The following is a 24602-nucleotide window of genomic DNA, read 5'->3' as shown; positions in this document are numbered from 1 at the left end:
TTATATAAGTTCGAATTCTTTAAGAAGTTTACCGATACTTTCGGCATCGTTAAACATTAGTATGTCTATAATGGAAAGCCAAGGTACGAAAGCATTTTTAAATTGAGGATAAGCACCGGCTGTACTTTTGATAAAATTCAGCTTAATATTCTCCTTTTCAAATATATTTTTTTCGTACAACTCCATTCCGCCAATCGGGTTGATGTAATGGCTGGCATTTTCCTGTTTGCAAATATCCAGTATCCGCTCCTGCGCTTTCAGGTCTGTGTTTTTATAAATGGAAGATGACGGAACAATTTCTGTCGTGATTTCCATATAAGCACACACTTTCTGCAAAGCAAGCCATGTGAATTCTGATATCGTTTCCACTCCCGAATTTACGATTTCTTCAATCAGATGAAAAACCTTTTGATAATTGGGTGCTTTCAGATAAGATTGCTGAACGGTTTTAAGAAACTTTTTTTTCCATGGGTCATTAATAGCCAGCTCAACTTCATTGATCAGCTTATTCTGACTTGCGTCTTTGAGCGGAATAGTAAAAAGGTGTGCCTGACCTGAAACTAAAATGTTGTTTCTGTTGATCCAGCCCTTATTTATAAAATTCACATCGTCATATATCACAAACTTATCAACAGCATTAATGAGCTGAAAGTACCCGATGTACGGGAATATATAAGGCTGCATGATGGCAATGGTCATGGAAGATTTTTTTAATGAATAATGTAAAGTGTGCTGTTTGTGTTTTTTATAAGTCAAAACTGATTCCGGATTTATCGAAAAAGCCAATTTTGCTGGTGCGAATTATTTCAGCTTTCTGAGGTAATAATCCTCTCCTTTAACCGCCAGATCCCGATATTTTGCAGAAACAGTATCACTGCCCAATCTCAAATCCGTCGGTAAGGCTTTGATTTTGCTGGTATCGTTCACAACACTTCTGTCATAAAACAGATAATCGGCATCTTTTGGAATTGGTTGTAAACCTTTTTCAAAAGGGTTGATGGAAATTAATTTGCGGCTTAATTCTGCTCCATACAAAGGATATTCAAAGTCATCATTGATTGTAGCAAGTGCTACCACTGCATCTTTTGGAACAATCGAATCATAAGTTTCATATGCCTTTGTTACATCCGGACGTGCAAAGGTCTGGTATTTGATACGACTCATTTTTAAGGCAGATTCTGCTCCGTAAGCTGGAAAAGGAAGACAGCGAATATTTAGAAAAACAGCCATAATTGCCGAAGTACAAGCCAGTAAAACCACCACCAAAACATAACCTTTCCAGATTCTGCGTCTTGGTTTTATGATAGATAAACGATGATTTGAAAATAAAAGAAGTAAGAATAGTACGCCGAATAAGCCAGGTTCTATAAAATATCTTCCCTTGAATGGGTCGTAAACTGCTGAATATGAAATGGCTATAAAATCAAGAATAAAGGCCAGTGCAAGAAACCAATGAACTCTGGATGAAAATACTCTTAAAAATACAAGAAGCAATAAAGGCAGAATCAGAGCAAAACCAAAAACACCCCAATATGGATTTGCATTATAATTATCAAAATGTCTTTGGAACGAAAATGGAACAATGGCATAAGTCGTTTCTTCATCCAGTCGCAGGTTTAATTTATCTTCCAAAACGACAATCGGCTTCCGAATTTCCGTATTCAGATCATATCCCCACTGTGCATTCCGTATTCCATCCAGATTGAAAAATTCGTAACTGTAACGGAAAACATTTCGGGTACCCTGCTTAAGAAGATTTCGTACCGTACCAAAACGTTCAACTGACTGATGTTTCAAAGCAGTAGCAGGCCCGATGGGATGCCCGAAAACCTGTATGTTTTTTATATAACCAGTTGGTAAAGTATATATCAGAACAGAAAGGAAAATGGGAATCGCCAATTTTATAAATCGGTCAAAAAATACTTTCAGGTTTGGTGAAATGAACACAGCATAAATCATAAGCACAAAAACAGACGGCAAAAGAAATGCGAATGTGATTTTATGGCCAAAGACAATACCGAATGCCATACCGGCGAGATATAAATATCTGTTATCCCGCGTGCTGTAAAATGTAAAAATGAAATAAAGCAGACAGCTTAAATATGCTGTCAGTACAATATCAGTTTCCGTCGTAACGGCCTGCATCAGGAAATTCAGAAACATGCTGTAAGCCAGCGCACAGAAAAAACTTGCCGACAGATTTCTACCAATACGTTGTGCAATTCCAAAAACAGAAACAAGCGTCATCCAAAATGCCAGGTGATGAATCAGCTTAAAAGCGTTTTCAACTTTTCCGGTAATCAGGTAAGAATAAATCTGGATAGTTGTTACACTTTTCGGATAGGTATCCATATTCCAGTTGGTTCCTCCAAAATGCTCCATTGTTCCCCGCTGAATATATCTGACAGCGCGGTTCAGGTGCCCGGTCATACTATCCCATTCATTTGGAACAGTAAATAGTACCAATATCAGGTTTGTGATTCCAATGATGGCAAGTGTGCCAAACATCACAATGAAAATAAATTTCAGGTAGGGAGATAATTCTCTGGCCCACAATTTAAAAGTGCTGAACCGGTTACTGATTATGGCACGGACAGAGAATACCGGTTTATTTGGAAGTAGCTTTGACCAAAGCGCAAAATGAAGTCCAATGGCAATAAAATTACCTGCAATCCAGGCAGGGACATTTGCCGTAAGATCTAATGCTGAAAGCACAAACCCGGTTGGGATTATGCTTCCGACAAAAAGAATAAATGATATGATGAGCCATTCGGTCAGTGATGGTTGTGCTATTTTTTTTGAAGTATAACCAACACTATATATAAACAGAAAAAAAGAAAGCAGATAAAGAATAGCCATGAGACTATGGAGATATGTGGTCGTTGATAATTTTACTGATTCGCTCTACGTCCGAAAGAGGCAGGCCAACATAAAGCGGCAAACTTAACACTCTCACGGACACATCCTCCGAAACCGGGCAGGGAATATTTTTTGGCATATAAGCCAGGGTGTTCAGCGATGGGTAAAAGTATCTTCTCGGTATTATATCCTCAGCTGCCAACGCCGCCTGCACTTTTCTCAGGATTTGTTCTGACGGGAAAACAACAGGATAGTAAGCGTAATTGTATTCAATATCAGAACTGATTTTTGGTTTTGACAAAATATCCCAGTTCAGGAAACCATCATACCAGTCAAAGATTTCTTTTCTGGCTGCAATGATATCCGGCACATTTGGCAAATTACATAAACCCATAGCGGCATGGAATTCTGAATTTTTACCATTTATTCCTGCAAAATAATATTCTTCATCCCCCTTGTGTCCAAAGGCGCGTAGCAAATGTAATTCCTTATCAAGTTCGGGATGATTTGAAATCAGTGCGCCACCTTCCGTAGTATGAAAAACCTTGGTCGCATGGAAGCTGCAAGTACTCAAATCACCATAGGAAAATAGAGATTTCCCTTTATAAGTTACACCAAAAGCATGCGCTCCGTCGTAAATTACTTTTAGATTATGCTTTTTTGCAATGGCTTCGATTTTTTCGACATCACATGGATTTCCGTACACATGTGTAGCAAGTATTGCCGTAGTTTCGGATGTAATCGAAGCTTCAATTAAATCCGGATTGATATTGAAAGTTTCCGGGTCAATATCTACAAAAACAGGCAGACAATTTTCCCAAAGAATTACATTTGAAGTGGCAACATAGGAAAAAGGTGTTGTAATTACTTCTCCTTTTATTCCCAAAGCTTTCATGGCAATTTGCAGCACAATGGTGCCATTCCCACAAAAATAGAGATAATCTACGTTGAGATATTCTTTCAGTTTGGCTTCAAGTTCCTGAACCAATGGGCCATTATTGGTAAGGTATCCACGATCCCAAATCTCACGAACGTATTTGATGTACTGCTCCTGGTCTGGTAAATATGCCTTAGTGACGTTAATCATTCACTATATGTTCAGTTTGACGAATAGAAAAATTAAGTTTCGGGCGAATGTACCCAGGCCATTTGCCATACCAGGTTACGTTTTCACGGTAATCTTCAATGTCAAAAATCAGCGCTTCTTCCATGTTGTAAAGTACAGTACTTGTATCTTTTACTATCATCATGGAAACTACATAAGAACCGTCATTCAAAAAGTGACCAGGAATTTCGCAGGTACCTGTTACCAGCCCTTTGCCAAATTGCTGTGATGTTGTCCCTACGTTAAATATACATTCACCAGTGAAAGTGTAAAGGTGCATACTTAAATTCAGATTAGCACCTTCCTCCATATTCCAAAATTCAAATTGGAAATTCATCGGCGTGCGCACGTCAATATGAACCAGGTTATCCTGATAGTCGGCAAGAAGTTTGAAACTTTTTATGCGAACCTGATCATTTCCCGGGGCATTATTTACATCATCCCAATGACGTTCCAGCGTTTTGTGCGAAACTTTGCTTAGGTAATTGGTAACAATATGCGTGGTATCACCCTGATCGATCAGTTTTCCTTTTTCGAAATAGAAAGATTTGTTGCAAAGTGCTTGTATCGCCGTAAGGTTATGGCTCACAAATAAAAGTGTTCTTCCGCTTTCAGAAACATCCCGCATTTTGCCAAGACATTTTTTCTGGAATTCGGTATCACCAACGGCAAGTACCTCATCCACGATCAAAATTTCCGGATTTAAATGCGCAGCGATAGCAAATCCCAAACGCACATACATTCCCGAAGAATATCTTTTTACAGGCGTATCAAGAAATTTCTCAACACCGGCAAAATCAACAATGGCATCAAAAGATTGTTTTATCTCACTTTTTGCCATTCCGAGAATAGCGCCGTTAAGATAAATATTCTCGCGGCCTGTAAGTTCAGGATGAAAACCTGTCCCTACTTCCAGCAAACTTGCTACGCGGCCATCAATTGTGATTTGTCCGGTACTAGGTTCAGTAATACGGCTGAGTATTTTGAGCAGTGTAGACTTTCCCGCTCCGTTATGACCTACAATCCCGATCCGGTCGCCCTGATCGATTGTAAAGTTTACATCTTTTAACGCCCAGAATTCTTCTTTTTCATCAAAATGAGACTGACTTTTCTTTTTTGATGAAAACATTTTGTCAAACGATTCGCTAAAAATGTCGCGAAACGTTGACGGACCACTGCTTTTTTGCTTGTGGTCAATAATATATTTCTTGCTGATATTTTCAGCTGTGATTACAGACATGGCCAAAAGTAACAGGTTCTAAATATGATCTACGAAAGTATTTTCCTTTTTACGAAAGTAAATTAAGGATAATATCAGAATAACAACCGAAATTATTGCCGTTGAGTAAACGCTGTTCGGGTTAAAATAAGCTTTGTCACCCAATAAGCACCATTTAAAACCATCAATAATCCCAACCATTGGGTTTAAATTATAATATTTCTCATACCACATACCTTCTGCAAGTCTGCTGCTGTAAGCGATAGGACATATGTAAAAACCAACCTGAACGATAAATGGAATTAACTGGCCAATATCTCTGAAACGCACATTTAAAACCGCAAAGAAAAGGCCGAAACCCATTGAAGTAATAAAGGCCAATAACAAAAATGCGGGCAGATAAAGAATATTCCAGCTAAGCGGATGGTGAAAAAATACAGTCAAAATAAGGAAGATCCCAAGTGTTATCAGAAAATCCACAAATCCGACAGCCACCGAACTAAGCGGCATCAGCAGTCTTGGGAAATATACTTTGGAAACAAGATTGGAGTTAATCAGTATACTGCTGCTAATCTGGGAAAATGTATTGGCAAAAAAGGTCCAGATTGTAATTCCGCACAAAACCATTAATGGATACGGTATTCCTTCATCACCTTTTAATTTTGCCACATAACTAAAAACAAAAACCATTACGGTCATTGTCATAATGGGACGCAAAACACTCCAGGCAACTCCTAAAAGTGTTTGTTTATAACGAACTGATATATCTCTTTTGGAAAGAATTAATAGCAATTGTTTATTTCTCCACAAATCTTTCCAGTAATCTTTTTCCGATCCTCCGGCTTTAATAGTAGTCGTATGCTGCATTAGTTATGCTTTAGGCAGTGGTGTGGTGGTTGCGGTGTCTTCTACAATGGCGGCGTAAACACTTTTTACATATACATAAATCAGTGCCAGCATCAGCCCAACCAGTGCACCGATTTTAGCTCTTCTTTTACTTTCTGATTTAAGATCCAAAGGCACTTTTACATCTTCAATCATGGTGAACAGAGGTGCTTCTCTTACAAGTGAAACACGCATTTTTTCAGCATTCCCCATGGCTTCATAGTAAAGCTGCTGTAAGAAGCTGGTATTTCTTTCCAGTTTGTTTACAGAAATTTTGGCTTCCGGAACAATCAACTGAGTGCTGTAATCCATTTCCTTTGCCAGTTTATGTTCGGTTTTACCTAACATGATGGCAAGCGAATCTGCACGTCTTTGCAGTAATGTTAATGTATTGCGCGACTTTTTGGTCTGCTTTTCAGTATAAACTTCTTCAACTGTTTTCAAAAGCGTTTTGACCCATAAAGCAGCCAATGTCTCATTTTGAATTGTTGCTGTAAGTGAAATAAATGACGATTTCCGTTCCAGCGTGGCAATCTCCGTAAGTGATTTCAGTTTTATTACCAGTTCATTCAGCACAACGCGTTCATCCATGCTGAGAGAATCCGGATTAGTTCTTGTAAAACGAAAATTATGAAGCGTCTCGCGATCTTTCCATTCGTCATCCTTGATTCCACTTGAATCAATCACAAAGTTGGCCAGGATCATCGGCTTGCCATGAACCACTACGTTTTTCAACAAAGCTCTTTCGATAACAGGACGGGATTCAACAAAATAGAAAAAGTTTTCTCCGGTAAAAATATTAGCGTCTGTTGCAGAACTCATACCGAAAAGAGCGCCAAGATTTCCCATATCGCTCCCCGGAGCACTGCCTCCCATGTTAAATACGATAGTCGCTTCGTAGGAATTTGGTTTGATAAGATATATATCCATGGCATAACCTATCCCAAAGCCCAATGCAATAAGTAATATAAAAGCTTTCCAGCTCTTTAATAAGGCATTTTTTGCTGCAACAACCTTTAATATAACTTCCCTCGGTGTAATTTGTTCCTCAGAAACTTGATTAGTCATATTTGACATTCTATTGTGATTTACTTTAAGGTACGGAAGGCAAGAACAGTTACAATAAGGGTCATTACAGAACTTAACACACCAATTGTCGTCTGGATAGCCTGTTGTGGTGTCAGAGCAGGTATTCCTCTTGCAGGAACAAATATTTCTGATCCTGGCTGAACTTTTGGATAAACATTGAAGAACATGAATTTCCTCGTTCTGTCTACCGATCCGTTTGGATATTTGATGTAAGAGCTTTTACGTAAAGATCTTGTTGTAAATCCTCCTGAATGTGAAATGTAATCAGAGAATGATAATCCTTTTCCGTATTTTACAGTTGTAGGATAAAGAACTTCTCCTGTAACCTGCACCGTTTCAAGTCTTTTTGGAATCCGGATTATATCGCCTTCCTGAACAACCAGATCCTCAAATGAACCCGGATTTTTCATAATCACGCTAAGCTTGATTCCGATAGACTCTTCTTTTACGTTAGGAAGAGAAACTGCCGCTCTGCCTTTTTTAATAGTTTCCTGACTTTCCTGCTCCTGCTCGTAATTTGTAGCTTCAGTAACATTGGTCACAATAGTTCTTCTTAACAAAGTGGCGCCCTCAGGGAATGCCAGCTCAGTTAATCCGCCCGATCTTTTGATGATATCGCTGATCTTATCATTTTTGTTGATAATGGTATATGATCCAGGTACAAGAACTTCACCTTCAAGGAAAACAGACTGCTGTTCAACATAGTTTGGTGATTTTCTTACAATAACCTGATCAAAAGGAAGAAGTACAAAATTGGTTTCTTTGTTTCCAATCGAAAGATCGCGGTTCACATTAAATTTAAAAGTTTCTGCAATTTGAGCGTTCGCAGCTCCCGGAATACTGTTTCTTTTTCTTCTGATAACTTCAACTTCCGAAGTGTAAGCAGATTCTCTGAAACCACCTGCTTTTACCAAAACATCTTCCAATGTCATATTGGCAACGTATGGATATTTTCCATCGTTTTCACCAAATTTTGGATTGTTAACTTCTCCTTCAACAGTTACGATGGCAGATTGCGCCATGTCAAATTTGGAAGGAATGACAACCTGATCAAGACGTGTAAGTACCAAATCAGGTACAGTTCCATTCAATACATCGCCCAAGTTAAGCTGGATACTTTCAATAGTCAGGTCTGGTCTTGTTCTTAAAACCGAGATTCTACCCGTAAAAGCATCTTCTCTTAAACCTTGTGCATTTTCTATCAAAGTCTTTAATGTAGGACTTGTGTCAAGTGAAAAATCCCCGCTGCGCATGACAGCACCTTCAATCGTTACAATATTTTCAACACGGTCAAGTACCGTTTCCACATCTATTAAATCACCTGTAACAACCTCAGCAGTTGCAAACTGATCCTGCGGCACATCAACAATTTTCCTTTCTCTGGCCGTAATACGTTCAATTTTAATACGCGACTGATAAGCCTGATCTGTGAATCCACCGGCATATTTAATTACATCAGCCAGTTTTTCTTCCGGTTTCAGTTCATAAATACCAGGTCTTTTCATTTCACCTGTAACTTCAACTCTCTTTTTGTAAAAGCCAACAACAATATTGTCATTGTCCTGCACACGAATATCTCCGTCAATTTTTCCATTGACCAAGTAATCATAAATGTCCATGTGTGAAATCACTTTTCCTGCACGTACTACACGTACATCGCGGAAAGAACCGATTTCATTTGGTCCGCCCGCCTGGTAAAGCGCATTAAAGGCAGAAGCCAGAGAAGTAATTTCGTAAGTTCCCGGATTGATAACTTCCCCTGTTACAAATACTTTCACATTTCGTATCTCGCCAAGCGTTACCATTAACTTGGTTTTCGCTGTTTCACCATTTTCACCAATAAGGCCTGGTGTGAACTTGGAAAATTTATCAATTAATATTTTTCTTATTTCTTCGATCGTCCTTCCGTTTACATAAATATTACCCAGCCTTGCAATACTAATAAAACCATCTCTGCTCACTATTGTTTTATAGGTGGCTTCTGCATAATTATAAAGGTAGATATTAAGATTATCCCCCGGCCCAACTACATAATTTGTTGGAGTTGCTATTTGCAAATCAGGAATCGGATCGAATTTCTTATCGGCGAAAATAGAATATCCGTAAATTTTTTCACGTAAAGCCAGTTTCTCCTGTTCAGCCGGTGTTAATGTTCCGGTAGTTGAAGTATTGATTTTACTCTGATCCGTTGAGGCATCTTTTGGTGCGTTGGGATCTGTGTTAGCCGCAGCTGCTTTTCCTTTTTCCGTAGATTGCGGATCAGTACTTTTCGGTGTGTTAGATTGCTGATTTGAATTTGCAGGCTGATTTCCCTGTTGTGTTCCCTTCGGTGTTGTTGTACCCGATTGCTGGCCGCTTTGCGTGGTTCCGGCTCCGGTTGATGTAGGCGCGCTTGTCGGTGCAGTTGGGGTTACAACCTGGGCTAAAGCGGGTAAAGTAATAATCAGGCTTAATAGATAAGGTAAGAAAAATTTACAGTTTTTAGCCAACTTGAATGTGTTCATATGAAGTTTATTGTACTATGAAATGCAACCTGTTCAGTAATAATATGTGTTTGTACTGCTATTTTTACACTTAAATTAACCTTAAATTCGATGTTAGTTTTGTTTAATTAAGGCAAAGTAAATTAGATTTTTCTTATTTTTAAAGAATTTCTAGTATTCGGTTTGAAACTAGCAGACAAGCAAAGGTACAATAGGGTAACGATAAATGGCCCAAAATATTAAAATACAATATTAAAATCATAAATATCCAAACTAGAGTATTCGTAGATTATGGAAAATACTGTCAGCATACAATACGACGAGGATAGCATTAAGTCACTGGATTGGAAAGAGCACATCCGTCTGCGGCCGGGGATGTACATTGGGAAGTTGGGTGATGGATCCTCGATTGATGATGGTATATATGTTCTTGTTAAAGAAATTGTAGATAATTCCATCGATGAGCATATGATGGGAAACGGAAAAACCATCGAAATAAAAATTTCAGAACATCGTGTAGAAGTTCGGGATTACGGAAGAGGTATCCCATTGGGAAAAGTAGTGGACTGCGTTTCTAAAATTAATACCGGTGGAAAGTACGATTCCGGAGCATTTCAGAAATCGGTTGGGCTGAATGGAGTAGGTACCAAAGCAGTAAATGCGCTTTCGAATTATTTCAAAGTTCAGTCGTTCAGGGAAGGAAAATCCAAAAATGCTGAATTCCAGCAAGGGGTTTTGTTGAAAGAATCCAAGGAAGAAGCGACAAACCAACGCAATGGAACACACATCGCTTTTGAACCGGATGGATTGATATTTAAAAATTTCAGATACATTCCACAGTATCTGGACAACATGATCTGGAATTATTGCTATCTGAATGCAGGTCTGACGATCAATTTCAACGGACAAAAATATATTTCGCAGAATGGTTTGCTTGACCTTCTGGTGAGTAAATCGGATGCCGAAGCAATTCGTTATCCAATTGTACATTTGAAAGGTGAGGACATTGAATTTGCAATGACTCATGGTAATCAATATGGCGAAGAATATTATTCTTTTGTCAATGGCCAGTATACAACGCAGGGCGGAACGCATTTGGCAGCTTTCCGGGAAGCGGTTGTAAAAGCGGTTCGGGAACATTTTGGCAAGGATTATGCGCCGGAAGATATCCGGTCTTCAATTATTGCAGCGGTAGCGATCAGAGTTCAGGAACCTGTTTTTGAATCCCAGACAAAAACAAAGCTTGGCTCAAATACCATTACGCCTGATCCGAACAGTACTACCATCAGGACATTTGTAAATGATTTTGTGAAGGAGCGACTTGACAATTATCTGCACATGAATCCTGAGTCGAGAGATGCGTTGAAAAAACGTATTGAACAATCGGAAAGGGAGCGTAAAGAATTGGCTGGAATTAAAAAACTGGCTAATGACCGGGCAAAAAAGGCTAATCTGCACAACAAAAAGCTTCGTGATTGCAGAATGCATTTAACGGACCTGAAAAGTGAGGCACGCCATGAAAGTACATTATTTATTACAGAAGGTGATTCTGCGAGCGGATCGATAACCAAATCAAGAAATATCCAGACCCAGGCTGTTTTCAGTTTGCGTGGAAAACCTTTGAACTGTTTCGGTCTGAATAAAAAAATCGTTTACGAAAATGAAGAATTCAATCTTCTTCAACATGCGTTGGATATCGAAAACGGTGTGGAAAATTTGCGGTTCAACAGGATTGTAATTGCTACCGACGCAGATGTGGACGGTATGCACATTCGTCTTCTGTTACTGACATTTTTCCTTCAATTTTTTCCGGATCTGGTTCGAAATGGACACCTTTACGTGCTGGAAACACCTTTATTCCGTGTTAGAAATAAGAAGGAAACATTTTATTGTTATACGGATGAGGAAAAAAAAGCGGCCATAACAAAACTGGGTAGTAAACCGGAAATAACCCGTTTTAAAGGTTTAGGGGAAATTTCACCTGAGGAATTTGGTAAGTTTATCGGTGAAGATATGCATCTGGAACCGATCATTCTTCAAAAAGAAACGTCAATTCAGAAGTTGCTAACCTATTATATGGGTAAAAATACACCGGAACGTCAGCGGTTTATTATTGATAATCTGAAAATTGAAAATAATATTGAAGAGCTGGCAATTGTGAGTTAACCTTCCCGGATTACGATAATAATAGTGTTTAATAAATTAGATTATTTGTGGATTTACAACAATTAAGAGAACGGATTGATACACTGGACGACCAGCTTCTGAATATTCTTAATGAAAGAATGGAACTGGTAAAAAGTGTCGGAGATTTAAAGCGTTCTTCCAAATCAATGATTTATCGTCCGGAGCGGGAAAAGCAGATTCTGGACCGTCTTGAAAAAAGAAATACAGGACTTTTGACACGCTCGGCCATTGATGCAATCTTTTTTGAAATCTTTGCCGTTTCCAGAAATCTTGAATTACCGGAAAGAATTTCTTATTTAGGACCGGAAGGGAGTTTTACCCACCAGGCTGCTGAAAGTCGTTTTGGCGGCATGAGCGAATATCTAGTTCTGCCTACAATTCATTCGGTTTTTGAAAGTGTGGAAACAGGACGTGCCAAATTTGGTGTGGTTCCGATTGAAAATAACCAGGAAGGAATTGTTGTCGAAACCGCAGATTTTTTAAGAGAAAAAGGACTAACAATTGTTGCCGAAGTACTTTTGCAGGTTCATTTTACTTTTGCCACGCAGTCGGATTCATTGAAGGATATCAAACGGATTTATTCAAAGGATATCGCCTTTCGTCAATGTGGTAAATTTATCAGTGAATATCTGGAAGGGCTTGGCGTAGAATTAATTCCGGTTGAGTCTACTTCAAAAGCAGCAAGATTAGCTGCGGCCGAGCCTGATTCCGCGGCTATTTGTTCATCAATTTCTGCGCATATTTTTGGTGTGCCTATTTTGTTTGATAATATTGAAGACAGTGATCAAAACCGTACGCGCTTTTTGATTCTTTCAAAGGATGTATTAAACCAAAAAAGCGGCGATGATAAAACGACGATCATTGCCAATCTTCCAAACACAAATCGTCCCGGCGTTTTGTACGAGTTTTTGAAAGATTTTAACGACAGAGGAATTAACCTTACAAAAATTGAAAGTCGCCCGTTGAGAGGTGAATCTGTTTTTCGTAACTGGTTTCTGGTGGAATTTTTAGGTCATGTAAATGATCCCGGAGTTCAGGAAATCATGCACAAATATGGTACACACCTGAAATGGCTTGGCAGCTATGTAAGAGTTTCAGATTTATAATATGAAAATGAATAAGCCGGAAATCATTACGATTTCCGGCTTATTCATTTTATTTCCTCAAAGTCCCGCGGTATAATGCAGGCCAGTTTCCATAAAGTAATATTGAAGTTTTTTCTCCGTCAGGTAATCTGACCGTAAGTTTTTTGGTTGCCGTTGGAGACTGAAAACTATCAACACCCAGCACCACAATTTTATTTCCTTTCACAATAGCAGAAACAAAAGGTTCTTTTTTATCTGCAACAATTGCTGCCTGTCCCTTCTTTGGTTCATGCCAGGTTCCGTTCATTTCATAGGCTAAATCCTGATTTGTTCCACCGACGAGAACGTCTTCAACCTGTTTTGCCATCCAGTTTCCCAAAACGTAAAACTCCGTTGGATAATCCCAATATCTCGGTGCTTCTCCGTCCGGAACCGTTCTATTGAAAGCTGAAATATTTGTTTTTGCATCAGCCGGATACCATTCTTTACCCCAATCCATGGATTCCGGAGTAATGCGATAAGAATTGGCGCCTCTTCCGGCAGCCTGACTATCATGCCAGATGTAATAACCGTCAAAAAGAATAAGTGAAAAAAGAGACATACTTAGCGCCTGACTTGCCGGCATCATTTCCAGCTGGCCGAAAATAAGATCTCCTTTTGGATTTGTAGTTTCCAAATGCCAGGGCACAACAGGATCCTTGTATAACGGCATGTATCGATTCCAGGCGTAAAATATTGATTTATTTTTCTTCTGAAACGGAATCATTTCATTGATCCGCAAGGAATGGATTGCGGAAAGCAAAGTAAAATTATTTGGTGTATTTCCTTGCTGATCTACACCAAAAGAAGGCCTTGGGTAAACATCTGTTGGAGAAACATTGAAGACATTCTGAAAGCTGTCGCCATTTGGCAAAACATCGTAATTGGTATGATTTGGAGCCGGATTGTCATAATCTTTCAAAAACGAGCCTGGCTTTTTATCATTCATTGTATTGAAATGCGGATTGGTATAAGCGCTTCCACCCCAATAATCAAAAAGATTCATGGATGGGTTATTTTTTCTGATGCGCTCGGCAAACCAGATCAGCCGCTGTTTTACTTCCGGAGTATATATCTGGTTCCAGAATTCGAAGTCAAAGGCATAAGCTCCAAAACCATTGATATCATTTCCAAATTTCTCCACTTCCTCCCTGGACAAGCCCGCAAACCACTCCTGATTTTTATCCTGGAAAAGACCCGGAGATGCAGTCCAGTGCATTTTATTTGCAGGAATATTTTTTTCCCAGGCCGGTAAATGTGTGATGCCGCGGTTGAAATAATTTTGAGCCGGCACCCAGTTATTCAGCCGGTATTGCATCACCAGTTTTCCTTCGATGGGTTTAAATTCCGGGAAATCCGTATCAAAGTGAACGTTGATATCATTTTTCGGTGCGTACCACGCCGGGATATCAATACGTGTCAGCGTAGATTCTTCTTTTGCAGTAACACCATTTGGCGCGATCCAGATATTTTGCTGACGCACGCTGCGGTTTTTTAAACTGTTCCACCAATCGTTATAGGGTGCATCAATCCATTTGGCAGTTACATTATAAAGATAACCAGGCTTAACTTCCAGGCCATTTTCCAGTCCGGTGACCACAATATTATCAATCATGACCACATGCGTCCGGCCATCTTCAAAATTGGCAAAATCCTTTAAATAGATCCGGTTATTTTTAACAACCGGGCGCACATCAAGCCAGTTATCCTTACTTCCCTGACGCACCCATTTTGATGCGTCAAGTATCTGTGTTTTTAAGGAAGCATTGTATTCAAATTCCGCTTTGGTCTCGCAACCTGGCTGACCAAGGCTGGTTACCTTAATTGAAGTTTTTCCTTCGTTTAAATTAATATCAGTCAGCGTAAGCCAGATTCCAAGTCGGTGCGGGACTTTTTCAAATCGCTGTACTTTTCCGTTCTGAATGATTTCAACGTTATAAGGTGCCAATCCACCAGCGTTGGCAGCAAGTTCAAATTGTATTTCTTTTCCAATTTGCCGGTAGCGCCTTACGGTCAGATCACAGGCATTTGACGCAGAATCGATGGTAACTGCGACCGGCAGTTCATTGGGAATTTCAACAAAAACTTTTCCTTCCGAAGGCCCATATCGCTGCCAGGCCCAGATACCCGCTCCGGTAAAAACAAGAAGCAGCGTACTGATCCAAATTATTGCTGATTTTGACAAAATGTTTTTTTTATTCAAAACTGAAAATTAACTGTGAACCGCTAAATATATATTACCACCAGCGGTAAAACAAACCAATGGAAGTGTTAAGAGAAGAAATTCCACTAGTCAGGTAATCATATTTGAATGACGTTCCCGCATATTTAACACGAACATCAGCACCAAAAGAACCGTCTTTTTTGAACAAAAATTTAGAGCCGACACCGACGCCATAAGTAGGACGGACTTTTTGTTTCTGGTCTGCTAGGCTTCCGTAATAAACGGTATAATCCAGAATACTCCCTCCGGCACTCAACTGGACATAAGGCTGAATCGATGAGCTTTTTGGTAAAAAGTGATAGTTCACAAATGCCTGAATCGGATACTGGGATACAGTTCTGGTTTGAATTGCAGAAATTGTCTGGTCACCGGAATTATAAAGCGCTCGTGGCAATCGCTGTTTGAAATAAGAATATCCGATTTCTCCGCCGATCGAAAAGGAATTTTGCAAAACCCATTCAAGAGAAATGGAATAATTTTCAAACGACGCTTTATCAATATAATCACTTTTAAACGAACCAAGCGGTATTGCACTTGTCAAACGCGCAGTTACCAGGTAAGTAGTATAACGATCGTAAGGAGAAGGCAATGTATATAATTTGGGAGCTTCTTCCTGAGCAAATGCCGGTGCAAAACCTGCCAGAAGAAAAGCGGCAATGATTAATTTTTTCATTTTGAAATAATGTTTTTGAAATTTATTTCCTGATCAGAGTCAGGAAGAATAATCCTGGTCTAATTAATTTTCAGATAGGTAGACTGACCAAAGATGGAATCAATCATTTCTGTGAAATAATCTGTGTTACCAAGTCCATCACCACGAATTTGCGCATCCCAGATTACATTCAGCGTCTTGGTTGCCGTATTTGCATTTTTCAGATCAAGCATGGAAACAGACCAGTAACTTTCGCTTGTCTGGTAGTAGGAATAATAACTTGGATATCCGTAACCATATCCACCATAATAACCGCCATAGTAGGAGGAATAGGGTGTAGAGACAACGTTTAAATAGTTATTTGTAATTCTGGCAACGGTAAGTCCTACGTCGGGTTTTTTGCTGGCAGCTACATAGGTGTAACCCAGACTTTGCATTTTGGCGATTACCGTATTTAATATTTGTTTGTCCATATCCGTCAGTGCTGTTCCGGATCTGTCATCCTCCACAACTACGACTGAATCTGCGATACTAAAAGTTTTAAATTGTTTGAAATCTATACTCTTATCATGATTTGTAATAAAAACCTGAGAGTCCAGATCTGTTAAATCACTCACCGGATCTTTGGTACAGGAAGTCAGCCAGATTGCGGCAGAAATAATTAAAAATGAAGCTTTTTTCAGCATGATGATATTTTCTGTTTTTAGTTTTTTAATAACGAATTTTAAAAATGATCATTTTACTTTTCCGTATTTAACACATTTATTTTTTCTTTTTATTTGTCAGATACTATTTATAATGACCATCTGGAACAGATTTTGGTTGTAATGATTTCAATAAAATATCAGGGTCAGATAAATTTTATTTAAACGGAATTATGTAGTTTGGAACATTGGAATTATTGCCGCCGAACTTTATTTGATTTTGTCCCGTTCGTTGTTTTATTTTAGCATTACCAAAAAATTTGTTACACAAGCTGAAATGTAATTCGAGAGTCGAACCAATTATATATGGAAACAAAAGAGGAAATTTTAAGGATCATAGATGTACTCAACGATACTTATGAAAGTGAAGAAGCCTGGTACGGTCCGTCCGTAGTTGAGGCACTGCGCGATGTTACCCCAAAAATGGCTGAGCTGAGATTAAGCTCAAACACGCACTCTATCGCAGAGATTGTTTATCACATGACAACATGGAGAATATTTGCCGTGCGCAAAATCCAGGGTGACGAAGAATTTGATATTAAAACACAGGATAAAGACTGGAAAAAGTTTCCTATTGTTGACGAATTTGAGTGGGAAGCTATTCAGATGGAGCTTAGCTTGTCGCAGGAAGAGCTGATTTCTGAGCTTGAAAAAATAGAAAATGACAGTTTTCTGGAAGATTTTGTACCCGGAAGAGATTATTCATACTATACAATGATCCATGGTGTGATACAGCACGATGTATATCATGCCGGACAGATAGGCCTGATCAAGAAGGCTTTGAAGGGGATGCAGCTGGAAGAGGAAGATGATTTTGGCGCATTCGACGACCGTGCAAATTTTGGTGGCAGTGACGATTATTATTGATCCAACTTGTAGAAAATTTTGTATTTCTTAGAAACTTTGTGTTAAATACTAAGAAAAAATTCTATTTTGCATAATAATTGAAGGTAGTATTCATCGAATACAATCTCTTTAATGGTGTGGATATATGTCAAAAAGCCATTCGGTTCATCGAGTGGCTTTTTTTATGAAATGTCTGAAATCTGTGCCACATTTGATAGATTTTTCAGAAAAACCCTAAGCGTATGAAAATATTAGTTGTAGAAGATGAGCCAAAACTGGCTGGATTTTTAAAACGCGGTCTTGAAGAACAATCGTGGGAAGTGGAACTTGCCTATGACGGTCAGGTTGGTAAAAAAATGGCGTCTAATTACAGGTTTGATGTAATTATTCTGGATGTAAACCTGCCATTGCTCAATGGATACGATTTGGCAAAGCAACTTAGAAATGATGGTTTGGCAACGCCAATTTTGTTTTTGACAGCACTCGGTACGATTGATGACAAACTGGATGGTTTTGAAGCAGGCGGTGACGACTATCTTGTGAAACCCTTCGAATTCAGGGAGTTGATCGCTCGTATTAAAGTTTTATCACAAAGAAACAGTAACCGTGAGCAGTCGAGCCAGATATTAAAACTTGCTGATCTGGAATTGAATCTTGACGAGAAAGTAGCCAGGAGAGCCGGCAACCGGATTGACCTGACCGCCAAAGAATTTGCGCTGCTGGAATATCTGATGCGAAACCGGGGGAGGGTAGTATCAAGAGTTGATATTGCAGAACAGGTATGGGATATCCGATTTGACACAGGTACCAATGTTATTGACGTGTATATCAACTTCCTACGTAAAAAAGTTGATAAGGATTACACAACAAAATTAATCCACACGGTTGTTGGAATGGGTTATATTTTTAAGGAAGAATGAACATAAAAACCCGTCTTACTTTACTCTTTACCATGCTGGTTGGTTCCATCATGGCTCTTTTCTGTTTGTCGATTTATTATTTCTATGATCAATACCGGGAAAAACAATTTTATTCTTTCCTGAATGAACGTGGACAAACAATTGCTCAGTTGGTGGAGGCCAGTAATGGGATAAGTAAGGCGGATATTGCCAAAATTGAAAAAGAAAATAATACTGTATTGCTGGATGAAGAAATAACGATCTATGACGGTTCGGATTCAGTAATTTTTAACAGCGGCTCCTATGAATTCATCCTGTCGCATCAAATGCTGACTGACGCCAGAAGCGGACGGGAAATACATACGAAACATGCCAAAAAAGAAGTAATTGTCATACGCCATATTTTGCAGGATCACCGAAAACCCTGGGTTGTGGTGGCCATTGCAAATGATCATCTTGGGACAAATCAACTACAACGATTGCGTGAGATTCTGGTAATTGGATGGCTGCTTTCGCTGATTTTGGTGGGTGTCGCCGGATGGCAGTTTGCAACCGATGCCATAAAACCGGTTTCTGATATTATCGCGCAGGTAAACAACATTTCCGCGGGAAACCTTCATGATAAAGTTTCAGTTGGACGTGAAAAGGATGAGCTGGCACTGCTTGCCCAAACGTTCAATCTCATGCTGAACCGGCTTGAAATCGCTTTTGTGGCCCAGAAGAATTTTGTTTCACATGCCTCCCATGAATTACGTACACCACTGGCGTTAATTATGAGCGAAGTGGAAGTTACCCTTATGAAAGCCCGAAATGTTGAATATTACGAGGAAGCTTTAAAGGGAATTCTGGAAGAGGTTAAGGAAATGAACGAGTTGGTCAGCAGATTGCTTGAACTGGCGAGAACAGAAGAACACGCATTTCGTGTTACGTTTTCAAAAATCAGGATTGATGAAGTTTTGTGGCAGGCACAAGCATCTATTCAGCAAAAAAATCCGGGTTATCAGGTGCATATCAACTATGACCAGATTCCGGAGAATGAAGAAGAATTATTACGCTATGGAGACGAAAGTCTTTTAAGAACAGCATTCATGAATCTCATGGACAATGCCTGTAAATATTCTGACAACCATAGTGTTAATGTATTTCTTGAAATTCACAAAGACCTTATCAAAATTTCTTTCAAAGATGTTGGCATGGGCATTGCCGCAGCAGAACTACCTTATGTTTTCGACACTTTTTACCGCAGTGCCACAACGATGAGCAAAGCCGGTTATGGTATAGGTTTGGCGCTTACAAAACGAATTATCAACATGCAGGGCGCAAGTATCGAGGTCGAATCAAAAGTAGGCCTTGGAAGTACATTTACGCTCAAATTCCCCCCTTTCTGAAAGTATCTTTCTTTTTAATTCGTTTTTAATTCTGCATTAATCTGACTTTAACAAGGTCTGAGGTCATTTGTATCATAAAATCGCTCAAAAGGATTTTGATATGACTGGTTTTCAATGTATAAACTTTTGATACCAGAGAATGCAGTAATTAAATTGTCGCAATTTTACTGATTCAAAGTAGGCAATAAAGGTCTGGCCGCAGGACTTGTTGTCGTTTTAAATTGAAGAGTTGTTGAGTTTAATGATTTTGCTGATTGAAGAAAGTGGTGAAATATAAGTCATTAGTATTGGAATAGTAAAAGTGTTTTAGACAGCCCTTATGGCTAAAAAGATAATCCGTTTTGATATTGACCTGAGAACGGAAATAGAAACTGATAGCAAGGCTATCTACGCTGTTCAATTTTATTGGCGGCATGAAAGACTCAACGCTTAACTTGTAATAAGTTAAATTGAGAGGTGAGTAGTAAGACAAAAAATGGCCATCGAGTTTCGATGGCCATTTTTTTTTTGCTTGAAAATTTGAAGTCCGTGGTAGTAGGTACTGTCCATTTTTAATTTGGTATGATTTCAATTTTTTGGCTCTTCAATCATCAAGCCGGGCAACGATTCCGGATATTCTTCTCTAATAAATTCAATTATTTTTTCCCGGACCAGACAACGCAGATCGAATGCTTGTGAAGAATTCCTGGCGGACATAATTGCCCGAACAACCATAAACTGTGCCTGCGTATCCGTAACCTGCAATGCCCAGGATTTTCCATCCCAAAGAGGCGTATTCAACAGGATTTCTTCCAGTTTTTTACGCAATTTCTCGACAGGTGTGTGGTAATTTAAATTGAAAAATGCAGTACCAATCAGGCTGCTGTCATTTCGCGTCCAGTTTTGAAAAGGTTTTTCAATGAAATAAGTTATTGGTAAAACCATCCGTCGCAGATCCCAGATATTAACAACGACATAGGTAAGATTTATTTCTTCAATCCGTCCCCATTCACCTTCAACGATCACAACATCGTCAATTTTGATCGGTTGGGTAAATGCGATTTGAATACCGGCCAAAAGATTTCCAAGCGATTTTTGTGCAGCAAAACCAATAATTACGCTGACAATACCAGCCGAAGTAAGAATCCCAACTCCATATTGACGAACACTGTCAAAACTCAGGAGTAATATAGAAACACCAAAAACGATTGTCAGAATGATGACAATGCGTTTTACAAATTTGATTTTGGTGTAAAGTTTTCTTGCTTCATTGTTATCCGGCGTGTCAAAATCCAGTTTGTCGATCAGGATTTTTTCAATGATGATAACGATCCTTGTCATCAGCCAAGTACTTACCGCAATCAGCGCTATTTTGCTGATTCCATGCGTGAATTCATACCTGGGATGTGATTCTGTATAAGTTTTGGTAATTAAGGTTGTGATCAGCAGCGGAATGAAAAAATACAGAACGCTGGTTTGGTTCTGATGAATTGCCCGGATAACGGGCCATTCCTTTTTTCTTGCAGTAATCGCAATTGTTTTTACAAGGACCAAACTAATTACCAAACCAATAAGCGTGGCCATTAAAATGATCAGCCAAGGAGAGTTTTTGTAATCCAGTAATTCCAGAAAATTATTCATTGCTTATTGTTCTGTGAGCCGCGCCACGATCATTCCCGTATGTTTGGGAACTGATGCCACGTATTCCGCTAACGGCAGGGTAGATAAAATTACTTTTTTTCCTGCCAGCGATGCATGCAATAAGTATGCGCGGTTTCCGATTTTTGTAATAATGCCCATATGATTGCAATCAAGGCCTTCAACAGACGAGGTAAATGCAACAATATCTCCGTCACGCAGCATAGGCTCTGCTTTTTGAAGAGATGCTTTTGGAATGTAAGAATATTCCCTGCTATTGATAATATTTTCCTGCTCCTTGATTTTTTCCCAAACCTCGGTATTATCCAGCGCAGGATAAAAATTCGCATGCGTTGACATGAAATTTATTTCCTTTTTGTAAGGTATACCGCCGACTTTGGATGTTATGTCTTCCAGGCGGCCACGTTTTTGATTTTCATACATCCAGTCCAAAACATAGTGCAGGCGTGAAGGATAACCATCAATTACACCATCTCTATACCGGATTTTTGTGAGTTCTGTTTTGTAGCCCTCATAATTCAGATTTTCACTTTTGGCAATGGCCAAGGCAATTGAACTTTCAACAAGCGTGGTACAATCCAGTCCGTCAAACTTGCAGACCAGCCTTTCTATTGGATTTCCTTCCAGCGTACTTGCAACGTATGGAGTACCCAGAAAAGATTCTGCCATTCGTAAAGTTTGAGTTCCCAGGTCGCCATTGCCGGGAAGCTCCATTTTCTGGGTAAAAACTTTCTGTGTGGCTAATTGCGCCTTTGATTCTTTTGAAAAAAATATCAATAATGAAAACGTGAATAATTGTAAAAAAGCCATTCTTATTTTCATTGCAGGTAATAATTTACCGCTGTTCATAACGTGATAATCTTTAGGAGAAATTATTTTTAACAATAAAGTAAATTTTGTGCAATATCTATATCGCCCAAGCCATCAAAAGCGCGATTTAAAACAAATTTATCATATTTTGGAAATATAATGGTCTTCATCAAAACTACTTCTTTTATCACTTTGGCATCTATCTGTTAACAAACGCTTCGGGCAGCTCGTCATTGCTGGCGGCCGGTTCTTTAACTGGAAAAAAGAATGCAGAACCATGGTGAAAAAATTGCCACGAAAGATTTCCTAACAAACTTTTCACTTCGCTGAATTTTGCATTGCGTGATTTCAGAGCGAAGGCGATTGAAAGTCCGAAACTCACCAGTACGTTCATCATACCGATACAGGAAATTCCGATGATGGAATTAATCCACAAATCCGTTGAAATATGGCTATGCAATCCGGCAAAAGCGAGCCCGAAATTTCCGGATGCAAATGTAATGTGTCGGATATCGAGCGGTAAGCCTAATGTAAAACCAACAGCACTGGTTGATCCGAGAAATACACCAAGAGCAAAATTTCCTGCCAGAGCACCAAAATTGTGTTCAAGATATGTAGCAATCCGATTTAGTTTTTCCTGTCCAAAAAACCGGATCAGGCCGGGATGACTTTTTATTCTTAAAGTATATTTGTCATAAATCCATTTATTTTCATAATATCCTGAAATTAAACCGGATACCATTAAATATACACCGGCAAGTGCAGCATGCGGAATCGCCAGACTTTCCCAAACATTCAGTTCCCCGATCAGTTTTATAGCTTTTGCGGCATCCGCAATGTGGTATCCATAAACGTAATAATAAATCCTGTCGAGCCCGTATGCGACTGGAAAAGCGATTGCCGCATTTCCTACCAGTGAAATAAACTGACTGCGAATAAGCCGGATCAAAAGCTGTGTTGTTGTTTCCAGCCAATTAGGATTTTCTCCGTTATTGCTAAGATTTGCCGCAATCGTAGAAGCCGTCATTGCGGGCTGTTTGGTTGCGATGGTAAAGCCAAGTATATGGATCAGCATGAAACCGATCGAATAATTCATGCTGTAAAAAAACGCTTCCCAAAAAATGGGCAGGTGCTGAAAATACAATCTTGTTTTGTTACAGCATAATAAACCAACAACCACACCGCCGCCCAGAGCTCGTCGAAATAATTTCCAGTATCCTGCTTTGTCCGAAGAAATATAATGTTCACCCGTTTTGGAAGTATTTTCAATAACCTTGAAAGTCAGTAATTCCAGATTGATGGAAAAATGTTTTCTCAGGCTATATTTTGTGTTTTCAGCATAAACAAATTCTTTTAACAAATGTGTGATAATAAGCCATTGTCTGGCTTTTTCATCGGTTTGCAGTAAATCAAGCAACTGCGTCAGACGTTTGAGATATTGTTCAAGCTGCCTGATCAGCGCGGTCAGTTGAAGACTTATTCCAAAAAGATCTTTGTGTTTATAGATGTAAGTAACCTGGCTTTTGCACTGGTTAATCATTACCAGAATATGTTTGTAATCATTATCCCGGTCTTCATTTTTGTAGTCGGACTGGTTTAATGTTTTTTCAACATAAAGCATCACTTCCCGATTCAGTCCAAGGAAAGGCGAATCCAGATCATCCACGCGAGGGATTTTTGAAACTACTTCAGGCTCAATTCCTAAATTAGCGGCGCGTTGAGCCAGGACTAGAATAGAATTTAAAAGCTCTTTTTCTATGTAATGCGTAAGTGTCGGACTGTTTTCTCTGAAAATATCTTCAAAGAAATTACACCAGTTTTCATCCGGAATGGCTTGTACCCACTGGTAGTCTATTTTACTATCAAACAGATTGTCAAATTGCGTGCGAAGCTCTGTTTCTTCATGAACGGGAGGAAGAAATTTATAACCTAACCGGGCAAAAGCATCGGAAAAAAAGCCACGGTTTGCGCCAATTTCAGCTTCTGTAAGTAAGGAAACGAATTTGGTGGAAATGAGAATTGAATAAATCTGCTCTGCCAAAAGATCCTTTTCACGTCTGTCCATCAGAATACTGGAAAGGGTTTCTGAAAAGGGTTTGTTCTTATTCGTTTTCGCCTGAAATGAACTTCGGATGAGCTCAATAAATTTCCCAAGATAATTGATACGGTTCGGATCAAAAACGCTGCTCATAGGATAGAAAGATTTAAGCGTTTATATCGGACAAAAAATATTTTGGCCGGGCCGTAATTTCGGGATGCTGATGAAAAATATAATGTTATGCTTTTCAATAAATATCAATTTCGTTACCGGCCAGAATTAGTAAATGCCATGCCATTAACGTGAATTTAATACTTATTTTGATTGAGATAGGACTTTTGTTTCAATAGTGCAACGATGTATTGGGATAGTGAAATAAAATATCTTTTTATCTCAAACAGGAAAACCAGCCTCGGGAAATGATAATTTTTGTGTTTATCATTTTAAACCAA

The 24602-nt window shown here is 39.0% G+C and carries 18 protein-coding genes; 5 read left to right on the top strand and 13 right to left on the bottom strand.

The window, feature by feature from the left end:
* From IEE83_RS23785 to IEE83_RS23755, 7 genes are all read right to left on the bottom strand, one after another.
* Positions 1-699, bottom strand: a complete 699-nt coding sequence (locus IEE83_RS23785) for a WbqC family protein (RefSeq protein ID WP_194122966.1) — start codon at positions 697-699, stop codon at positions 1-3.
* Positions 700-801: 102 nt separating this feature from the next.
* Positions 802-2859 (bottom strand): ArnT family glycosyltransferase, encoded by a 2058-nt coding sequence (locus IEE83_RS23780; protein WP_194122965.1) that lies wholly within the window; start codon positions 2857-2859, stop codon positions 802-804.
* Between the two features lie 4 nt (positions 2860-2863).
* Entirely contained in the window at positions 2864-3946 is a 1083-nt protein-coding gene (locus tag IEE83_RS23775; protein WP_194122964.1) for a DegT/DnrJ/EryC1/StrS family aminotransferase, read from the bottom strand.
* Positions 3939-5204, bottom strand: coding sequence for an ABC transporter ATP-binding protein (locus IEE83_RS23770; RefSeq protein ID WP_194122963.1), 1266 nt, complete (start codon positions 5202-5204; stop codon positions 3939-3941). The genes IEE83_RS23775 and IEE83_RS23770 overlap by 8 nt, the downstream gene beginning before the upstream one ends.
* A gap of 18 nt (positions 5205-5222) precedes the next feature.
* Positions 5223-6050, bottom strand: a complete 828-nt coding sequence (locus IEE83_RS23765; RefSeq protein ID WP_194122962.1) for an ABC transporter permease — start codon at positions 6048-6050, stop codon at positions 5223-5225.
* 3 nt (positions 6051-6053) lie between these two features.
* Positions 6054-7136: a hypothetical protein gene (locus IEE83_RS23760; protein ID WP_228101949.1), complete on the bottom strand. Its 1083-nt coding sequence runs from the start codon at positions 7134-7136 to the stop codon at positions 6054-6056.
* A gap of 20 nt (positions 7137-7156) precedes the next feature.
* A complete protein-coding gene (locus IEE83_RS23755) occupies positions 7157-9661 on the bottom strand; it encodes an SLBB domain-containing protein (RefSeq protein ID WP_194122960.1) in 2505 nt (834 codons plus the stop codon).
* 270 nt (positions 9662-9931) lie between these two features.
* Here IEE83_RS23755 and IEE83_RS23750 point away from each other — a divergent pair, with 270 nt between their 5' ends.
* Together IEE83_RS23750 and pheA are read left to right on the top strand one after the other, a co-directional pair.
* Positions 9932-11806 (top strand): DNA topoisomerase IV subunit B, encoded by a 1875-nt coding sequence (locus IEE83_RS23750; protein ID WP_194122959.1) that lies wholly within the window; start codon positions 9932-9934, stop codon positions 11804-11806.
* Positions 11807-11853: 47 nt separating this feature from the next.
* A complete protein-coding gene (gene pheA, locus IEE83_RS23745; RefSeq protein WP_194122958.1) occupies positions 11854-12933 on the top strand; it encodes a prephenate dehydratase in 1080 nt (359 codons plus the stop codon).
* A gap of 49 nt (positions 12934-12982) precedes the next feature.
* On the opposite strand, the gene IEE83_RS23740 is transcribed toward pheA, so the two are convergent.
* Genes IEE83_RS23740 through IEE83_RS23730 form a run of 3 tightly spaced genes read right to left on the bottom strand, consistent with a single transcriptional unit; the run spans position 12983 to position 16513 of the window.
* A complete protein-coding gene (locus IEE83_RS23740; RefSeq protein ID WP_194122957.1) occupies positions 12983-15136 on the bottom strand; it encodes a hypothetical protein in 2154 nt (717 codons plus the stop codon).
* 52 nt (positions 15137-15188) lie between these two features.
* Entirely contained in the window at positions 15189-15848 is a 660-nt protein-coding gene (locus IEE83_RS23735) for a hypothetical protein (RefSeq protein WP_194122956.1), read from the bottom strand.
* A 59-nt stretch (positions 15849-15907) separates the two neighbouring features.
* Positions 15908-16513, bottom strand: coding sequence for a DUF4136 domain-containing protein (locus IEE83_RS23730; protein WP_194122955.1), 606 nt, complete (start codon positions 16511-16513; stop codon positions 15908-15910).
* A gap of 324 nt (positions 16514-16837) precedes the next feature.
* On the opposite strand from IEE83_RS23730, the gene IEE83_RS23725 reads away from it, so the two are divergent.
* The 3 genes from IEE83_RS23725 to IEE83_RS23715 all read left to right on the top strand — a co-directional run bounded on the left by IEE83_RS23725 (position 16838) and on the right by IEE83_RS23715 (position 19664).
* Positions 16838-17398, top strand: coding sequence for a DinB family protein (locus IEE83_RS23725; RefSeq protein WP_194122954.1), 561 nt, complete (start codon positions 16838-16840; stop codon positions 17396-17398).
* A 221-nt stretch (positions 17399-17619) separates the two neighbouring features.
* Positions 17620-18297 carry a response regulator gene (locus IEE83_RS23720; protein WP_137338875.1) on the top strand — a complete coding sequence of 226 codons (678 nt, stop codon included), beginning with the start codon at positions 17620-17622 and terminating at the stop codon, positions 18295-18297.
* Positions 18294-19664 (top strand): sensor histidine kinase, encoded by a 1371-nt coding sequence (locus tag IEE83_RS23715; RefSeq protein ID WP_194122953.1) that lies wholly within the window; start codon positions 18294-18296, stop codon positions 19662-19664. Before IEE83_RS23720 ends, IEE83_RS23715 begins: the two co-directional genes overlap by 4 nt.
* Positions 19665-20231: 567 nt before the next feature.
* On the opposite strand, the gene IEE83_RS23710 is transcribed toward IEE83_RS23715, so the two are convergent.
* The 3 genes from IEE83_RS23710 to IEE83_RS23700 form a co-directional block, all read right to left on the bottom strand.
* On the bottom strand, positions 20232-21284 hold the full coding sequence (locus IEE83_RS23710) for a mechanosensitive ion channel family protein (RefSeq protein ID WP_194122952.1): 1053 nt from the start codon (positions 21282-21284) through the stop codon (positions 20232-20234).
* Positions 21285-21287: 3 nt separating this feature from the next.
* The gene (locus IEE83_RS23705; RefSeq protein WP_228101948.1) at positions 21288-22124 is read right to left on the bottom strand and encodes an N-acetylmuramoyl-L-alanine amidase-like domain-containing protein; all 837 of its coding nucleotides are present in this window, start codon (positions 22122-22124) and stop codon (positions 21288-21290) included.
* Between the two features lie 187 nt (positions 22125-22311).
* Positions 22312-24303 (bottom strand): transporter-like protein, encoded by a 1992-nt coding sequence (locus IEE83_RS23700; RefSeq protein WP_194122950.1) that lies wholly within the window; start codon positions 24301-24303, stop codon positions 22312-22314.
* Between the last annotated feature and the right edge of the window lie 299 nt (positions 24304-24602).

The organism is Dyadobacter subterraneus, from assembly GCF_015221875.1.
Classification (GTDB): domain Bacteria; phylum Bacteroidota; class Bacteroidia; order Cytophagales; family Spirosomataceae; genus Dyadobacter; species Dyadobacter subterraneus.
Note: the sequence above shows the minus strand (reverse complement) of the source record. Positions and strands in the feature narration are given on the sequence as shown.

Excerpts from the sequence above, each read along its gene's own strand:
- IEE83_RS23785 (WP_194122966.1), bottom strand. The coding sequence starts at position 699 with ATGACCATTGCCATCATGCAGCCTTATATATTCCCGTACATCGGGTAC.
- IEE83_RS23780 (WP_194122965.1), bottom strand. The coding sequence starts at position 2,859 with ATGGCTATTCTTTATCTGCTTTCTTTTTTTCTGTTTATATATAGTGTT.
- IEE83_RS23775 (WP_194122964.1), bottom strand. The coding sequence starts at position 3,946 with ATGATTAACGTCACTAAGGCATATTTACCAGACCAGGAGCAGTACATC.
- IEE83_RS23770 (WP_194122963.1), bottom strand. The coding sequence starts at position 5,204 with ATGTCTGTAATCACAGCTGAAAATATCAGCAAGAAATATATTATTGAC.
- IEE83_RS23765 (WP_194122962.1), bottom strand. The coding sequence starts at position 6,050 with ATGCAGCATACGACTACTATTAAAGCCGGAGGATCGGAAAAAGATTAC.
- IEE83_RS23760 (WP_228101949.1), bottom strand. The coding sequence starts at position 7,136 with ATGACTAATCAAGTTTCTGAGGAACAAATTACACCGAGGGAAGTTATA.
- IEE83_RS23755 (WP_194122960.1), bottom strand. The coding sequence starts at position 9,661 with ATGAACACATTCAAGTTGGCTAAAAACTGTAAATTTTTCTTACCTTAT.
- IEE83_RS23750 (WP_194122959.1), top strand. The coding sequence starts at position 9,932 with ATGGAAAATACTGTCAGCATACAATACGACGAGGATAGCATTAAGTCA.
- IEE83_RS23735 (WP_194122956.1), bottom strand. The coding sequence starts at position 15,848 with ATGAAAAAATTAATCATTGCCGCTTTTCTTCTGGCAGGTTTTGCACCG.
- IEE83_RS23730 (WP_194122955.1), bottom strand. The coding sequence starts at position 16,513 with ATGCTGAAAAAAGCTTCATTTTTAATTATTTCTGCCGCAATCTGGCTG.
- IEE83_RS23725 (WP_194122954.1), top strand. The coding sequence starts at position 16,838 with ATGGAAACAAAAGAGGAAATTTTAAGGATCATAGATGTACTCAACGAT.
- IEE83_RS23720 (WP_137338875.1), top strand. The coding sequence starts at position 17,620 with ATGAAAATATTAGTTGTAGAAGATGAGCCAAAACTGGCTGGATTTTTA.
- IEE83_RS23715 (WP_194122953.1), top strand. The coding sequence starts at position 18,294 with ATGAACATAAAAACCCGTCTTACTTTACTCTTTACCATGCTGGTTGGT.
- IEE83_RS23710 (WP_194122952.1), bottom strand. The coding sequence starts at position 21,284 with ATGAATAATTTTCTGGAATTACTGGATTACAAAAACTCTCCTTGGCTG.
- IEE83_RS23705 (WP_228101948.1), bottom strand. The coding sequence starts at position 22,124 with ATGAAAATAAGAATGGCTTTTTTACAATTATTCACGTTTTCATTATTG.
- IEE83_RS23700 (WP_194122950.1), bottom strand. The coding sequence starts at position 24,303 with ATGAGCAGCGTTTTTGATCCGAACCGTATCAATTATCTTGGGAAATTT.